Source organism: Neotamlana nanhaiensis (genome assembly GCF_000943555.1).
In the GTDB taxonomy this organism is placed as follows: Bacteria; Bacteroidota; Bacteroidia; order Flavobacteriales; family Flavobacteriaceae; genus Neotamlana; species Neotamlana nanhaiensis.
The window spans coordinates 1-6,186 of the sequence record NZ_JTDV01000023.1 but is presented as its reverse complement, the minus strand read 5'-3'; the positions used below and the strand labels follow the sequence as shown (position 1 = coordinate 6,186).

Sequence of the window (6,186 nt, the reverse complement as noted above, 5' to 3'; positions counted from 1 at the left end):
TTTTATAATTATTTGAATTAGTCAATTCCAAAAATCTTAATAAATAGTTAATAAAGCAACAAAAATTCGTTAAAATTAGTTTTGCGGTTAAAAAACAGCTCCAAAATAACTAATAGCATGTTAAATTTATAGCAAATACTTAGTTTTGGTTTACATATAAAAGTCTTGACTGCATTCTTAATAATTATGATAGTGCTTTTTACAGATTATTTAATTATTATGTTATAAGTTAAGTATAGTTGTGATTAATGAAAAAAAAACTGCCTCATAATGATGAGACAGTTTTTTTTAGAAAATAAGTTGTATTAATTATCTCCTATCATTCCTGTTGCTTTATATCCTGTGTATTCCCATACATCGTTAGGAATATCTGAGAAGACTACAGAGAATGATATTGCATCAACAGTAGCACCACTAGGAGCTGTTGCTCCATTCTTGGTAATAATACCGTCGCTTACGGTTACTGTTACATCGTAATATAATTCGGCAGAATCTGTTGAAGAAAAAGTTAAAGCGTCAAAATTTAAATTTACTTTAGTTTTTAATCCCCATGAATGTTCTTCATCGTCAAGCCACATTGCAGTAGTTTCGTTTGCAGATGTATTATAAGTACTTATGTGAATAGTTCCATTAGAAACACCATTTCTAGTAACATCAACAATCCAACCTCCAGTAATATCTTCAATTTTTATATCACTTGCATCAGGAACAGATTCGGTTCTTTCACATGAAGCGAAAGTTGTTACTAAGGCAAAACTTAAAACTAAGAAGCCTAATTTTTTTAATATATTATATTTCATGTGTTTTTTGTTTTTATTAGATATTTATTAAGCGCTACGCGACTATTTGTATTACATTTGAGTTAACACGATGTCCCAAACATAGCCAAAAGTCCAACTAACAGAATATGTAATAGTTTTTGTGGCTGGATCTACGGAAAATGATGTCATGTTTAAGCTACCTCCAAAAGCCCCAACTCCAATTACATCATCATAAGTGAAATCGTTAGTGGCAATGTTGTTAGCTGTTACTGTCATTCCTAAAGCTGCATAATCAGGACCATACCCATATTCATGTTCGTACCATCCTCCTATTGCGTCAGAAATAGCAAAAACGTTATCTCCTAAATCTTTAATCAAGATAGGGCCAATATCTTCTGTCGAATATCCTGGGGTTCTTGTCATAGCACAAGTGTAAACACCAGCAATACTTGTTACGAAATCGCCACTACAAGGAGGCCAAGTTATTTTACGAAATGCTGTAGCAGGTATGCCATCATCATTAAATGCAGAGTAAGATACACTGTAAATATCTACTCCATCTACCGAACTGCCTCCGTAATAAGTTCCTGCAACTGCTGTGTTAAGTTCTATTTCTTGCCCTGCAACTTCAGCAACTGCACCAGGATCGGAATATGATGATGCATCACAGTCAAGCTCAATACTAGTATCTCCTTCTAAAATGATTTTGGGAAGGAATGTTACTTCCGATTGGTCTTCGGCACCAGGAGCTTCCACACTAGGGTTACAACTGGTTGTAATCAATCCTAAGATTGAAAACGCAAATAATATTAATTTATAATTTTTCATGTTTACTTTTTTTATTAATTATCCCAAAATATATTATCGGTAATTGTTCGTTGAGCCGGTGCATTTGGGTTTAAACTTCTTTCGCTTTCAGGATATAACCAAGCAGAAGGAAATTCCCCAGCTGGTAATACAGATAAAGGTGGTGTTTGCCAAATTCCATCAGTAAATATTCTACTTGCTGGTCGATCAAAGCGTCTAGCTTCTATCCATCCTTCATCTTCTTGAGTGCCATTTAAAGAAATCCATTTTTGAACTCCAATTAAATCTAATTTAGTGTCTAGAGGATTTGAAGTTGAGTAACCTAATGTACCAACGTAAGATGAGCCGTCTAACCCTAAATAGCTAAAGTTTGATGTTACGGCTGTTTCAAAAGCAGTGGCTTCGTCGTCTGCAGTACCATAACGAGCAGCAGCTTCAGCTCTCAAAAACCACACTTCCCAAGGACTCATTAAAATTACAGGTTTAGAATCTCCATAAGCATAAGTAGATGCTAAACTATAATGTGAAGAAGGATTTGTGAAGTCTTCATCATCAACAGTTCCTTGGTCTATACCATGTAAGTTACCTTCAAAGTCACCTGTGGTTGCCAAGGTATAAAATACTTCGTCTCTTGGGTCATTTAAATCTTGTAGTACGTTAAGTGTTGCGTTACTAGCAAAGTAAAACATACCTACACCAAATTCTGCTCTAGCAAACATTGGGTTTTGATCTCCTGTTGCGCCAGAGAAAGGAATAAAAGGCATATCACTAACTGATTCAATAAAAATACCATTTGCTATTAATGTTTGAACAGCAGAACTTTGCGGGCTTACTTCAGAAGTTCTCATTAATATACGTAATTTTAATGAGTTTGCGAATTTTGTCCACTTAGTTAAATTACCTTCATAAATGAAGTCGTCATCACCAACTAAACCAGTTTCTGCAACGTCTAAATCAGCAATAGCATTGTCTAGCATAGTTATTAAATCAGGGTAAATTACTGTTTCAGCAGAGTCGTAATTTGGAGTTAAAATAGAACCATCTTCAATAGCTCCTGAGACAGCTTCTGTAAAAGGAATGTCTCCAAAGTGGTCTACTAAACCTTGAAATAAATATGCTTTTAAAACATTTGCGATACCTCTATAAGCTGCTGATGTACTATTTTTTGAAATATAATTTAAATCAGCTAATGAGTTTGCATAGGCACGTTGCCAGTATCCATTAAAATCTGCTGCATTAGATACATAGCGTTCTTCATTACCAATTGAAACTCCAATACCCCAAGTGTAATATTGGCTCCAAACGAATGACTCGCTGTAATTTAAATCAGTTTCTACTATATATCCCATAAAGCCTATAGCTGCACTTAGTACTTGAGCATCGCCAGCAGAAGGGAATGTATTGGGGTCTATATTAACTTCTTCTAAACTATCATTACATGAAAAGTTAAGTGTTAATAACAGAATTAGAAATATATTTAATTTGTTCTTCATCGTATTATTTTTTATTAAAATGATAATTGTAAGTTAAGTCCTAAACTTCTTGAAGAAGGAGTTTGAGTCGTTTCAATACCTTGTGCATTACCAGTTAATGCAGGTCCGTTTACTTCCGGATCGGCATATTTATTTTCGTCTGGTAACCAGTACCAAAGGTTTTTACCGTACAAAGCAATTCTAGCACTAGATAAGAACGTGTTGTCTGTAAAACTTTTTGGGAAACTATAACTTAATTCAACCTCTCTTAGTTTTAAGTAACTTGCATCTATAAGTTGCGTTGAAACTGGAGGGTCGTAATCGGTGAAATAATTTTGCTCTGTTATTTGATTTGTATTTTCAGAGAATGTTCCATCTCCGTTGTCGATAACCGAATTAGGGAAAATAAATGGTTCTCTGTTGTAAATAGCAGTATTAACGTTTGTACCGTTAAAGTTTGTGTTATATTTGGTTTGAGAGGCAAATTTACCACCCTGCTTTTTATCAAATAATACTCTTAAGCCAAAACCTTTGTATTTTGCATTAGCTCCAAAGCTTAATAAATAATCTGGTTGATAAGAACCTAGGTATACGTCTTCATCTGTGTAAACAGGATAGCCTGTATTAGCATCAACAATTACTTCACCATTTTCGTTTGTTTTAAAGTCGTTACCTTTAAAAGTTCCAAAAGGTAAACCTTCTTTGGCAACAATAGATACTGTAGTACCCGCTGCAAAACCAAATGTTCCAACCGTTAACTCATCAATATCATCTGTAATTTTTATTACTTCATTTTCGTTCTTAGTATAAGTGCCAAATAACTCGAAGTCTAAGCCATCAACTACACCCTTAAGTGGAGATAAAGATAAAGTAAGTTCGTGGCCTTTATTTTCCATTCGACCAATGTTACTTACTGTTTGTGTATATCCAGTCGATCTTGGTAAACTAATGGTTACTATTTGGTCGTCATGGATAGAATGGTAATAGGTATACTCTACATTAACCTTGTTTCCAAAGAAACCTAAATCTGCACCAACTTCATAAGTTGTCGTTAGCTCAGGTTTAAGTGTTGGGTTTCCAATGGTGTTTCCTATTGAAAAACCAGGTACACCATTTTTAGGGAAGAATAAATCGTAATCTCCCAATTCTATAATTTGCGGGTTTCCAACAAAATAAGAGTTTAATAAATAAAGATCAGCATCTTTACCAGAGGTACCGTAACTACCTCTTAATTTACCGTAATTTAAAACGTCGTTTTTAATATTTAATAAATCTGTAAAAATTACAGAACCACCAACTGCACCATAGAAGAAAGAATTATTTTCAGCAGGAAGTGTTGAAGACCAATCGTTTCTTGCAGATAATTCTAAAAATGCTGCGTTTTTATACCCAATAGTTGCGTTACCTAAAACACCATAAATACGGTATTTTGTTCTACGCATACTAGATGTTGGTGTTTGTGCACTGTTAGATAAGTTGTATACTCCTGGAACCACTAAACCTCCAACAGAGGTTCCTGTTATAGATTCTGTAGTTCTTTGGAAAAAGTTGTAACCTCCTGCAACTGTTAATTCAAAATCATCGCTTAAACTCGTATTGTAGTTAGCCATAATAGTTGCATCTAGGTTTTCTACTTTACTATTGTAGTTAATATATTCACCTAAAGAGCTGTGCTTAGTATTACGTGTTGCTATTCCTAAATCATCAGTCCAAACTAATTGTTCTGCAGGTGTAAAAGTTGGTGTCCAAACATCAGTTTGTGTGTTCACAAGGTTGCCACCAAAACGACCAGTAATAGATAAGTTATCTAGAAAATTATATGTTAAAGATGCGTTTCCTATGATGTTATCAATGTTAGCTTCATTTCCATATTCATTTAAGATATAATAAGGATTTACAGAAGAATAAGATCCCCAATAACCATTAATGTCGTGAAAAGGACTTGTGTAATCTCTTAATTCATTAAAGGGGATGTTTACAGGGCTTTGAATGGCCATAGCATAAGCGTTATTACCTTCAAAAGCACGAGAACCTTCTTGAGCGGTATTTTGCTTTACGTTGGCATAACTAACTTTAAAGTCTGAGCGTAATTTAGGACTTAATTGAGCAGAAGCTTTAAAAGTAAGGTTATTTCTTTTGTAGTAAGTATTGTCAAGTGTACCCGTTTGATCTGTGTTACCGTAAGAGGCAAAGTATGAGAATCCGTCGTTTGTGCCAGAAAAATTAAGGCTATTTGTAACGGTGTAACCAGTATTGAAGAAATCTTGAAGTTGATTTTGTACTGCGCTGTAGGGTCTTGTTAAGGCTTCTAATGCACCATCACCATCTGAGTCAATTGGGCTAGTCCAAGGTCTTACTACACCATCAAATGCAGGTCCCCATGACCAGTTCTCTCCAGAGTCTAAATGTGAGTTATCATAACCTTGGCCAAATTTACTTTGACGTTGCAAAAGTACAATTGCAGTTTCCATAGAACTAGAACCATTGTAGCTAACTTTCATTTTGTTTCCCTTGCCACTTTTAGTTGTAACTAAAACAACACCTGAAGCACCTCTAGAACCATATAAAGATGTTGCTGAAGGGCCTTTTAGGATAGTTACAGATTCAATGTCGTCTGGGTTAATGTCATTAAATCTGTTTCCGAAATCGGAGTAACCAGTTGTTGAAGCTCCTGCGCCACCAGAAGTAGCGGTATTATCAATTGCAACTCCATCTACAACTATTAATGCGTTATTGTTACCTGTAAGAGAACCTTCTCCTCTAAGTACAATTCTCGTAGAAGCACCAACAGAACCAGAACCAGTAGATAACCTAACCCCTGCTGTTTTACCTCTTAATGCTTCTAAAGCATTTTTGTTTGGGGTTGAAAGTAAATCTTCTGATTTTACCACTTGATTGGCATAAACAACTTCTCTTGCATTTCTGTCGTTGTTACCAAAAGCAGTTACAACAACCTCTTCTAAAGCTGCTGCATCTTCCGATAATGTAACGTTAATTGTGCTAGAGGCAGCTACAGCGATTTCTTTGGTTGTATAACCAACAAAACTAAATACAAGGATATCTCCTGTACTTGCTTTAATAGCATATTTACCATCGAAATCTGAAGATGTACCTGAAGAGGTACCTTTAACTAAGACAGTTGCTCC

At 35.1% G+C, this 6,186-nt stretch carries 4 protein-coding genes; all 4 read right to left on the bottom strand.

All coding sequences use genetic code 11. The features are described 5' to 3' along the window. Positions 1-305 precede the first annotated feature (305 nt). Positions 306-800, bottom strand: coding sequence for a lipid-binding protein (locus tag PK35_RS16890; protein ID WP_044627766.1), 495 nt, complete (start codon positions 798-800; stop codon positions 306-308). A 51-nt stretch (positions 801-851) separates the two neighbouring features. Continuing rightward, positions 852-1,589 (bottom strand): BT_2262 family domain-containing protein, encoded by a 738-nt coding sequence (locus PK35_RS16885; RefSeq protein ID WP_044627765.1) that lies wholly within the window; start codon positions 1,587-1,589, stop codon positions 852-854. Positions 1,590-1,603: 14 nt separating this feature from the next. Continuing rightward, positions 1,604-3,061: a SusD/RagB family nutrient-binding outer membrane lipoprotein gene (locus PK35_RS16880; RefSeq protein WP_044627764.1), complete on the bottom strand. Its 1,458-nt coding sequence runs from the start codon at positions 3,059-3,061 to the stop codon at positions 1,604-1,606. 14 nt (positions 3,062-3,075) lie between these two features. After that, a partial coding sequence (locus PK35_RS16875; protein ID WP_044627763.1) for a SusC/RagA family TonB-linked outer membrane protein occupies positions 3,076-6,186 on the bottom strand: 3,111 nt, incomplete at its 5' end.

What these genes read in the sequence shown, in the direction of transcription:
- PK35_RS16890 (WP_044627766.1), bottom strand. Translation starts at nt 800, where the DNA reads ATGAAATATAATATATTAAAAAAATTAGGCTTCTTAGTTTTAAGTTTT.
- PK35_RS16885 (WP_044627765.1), bottom strand. Translation starts at nt 1,589, where the DNA reads ATGAAAAATTATAAATTAATATTATTTGCGTTTTCAATCTTAGGATTG.
- PK35_RS16880 (WP_044627764.1), bottom strand. Translation starts at nt 3,061, where the DNA reads ATGAAGAACAAATTAAATATATTTCTAATTCTGTTATTAACACTTAAC.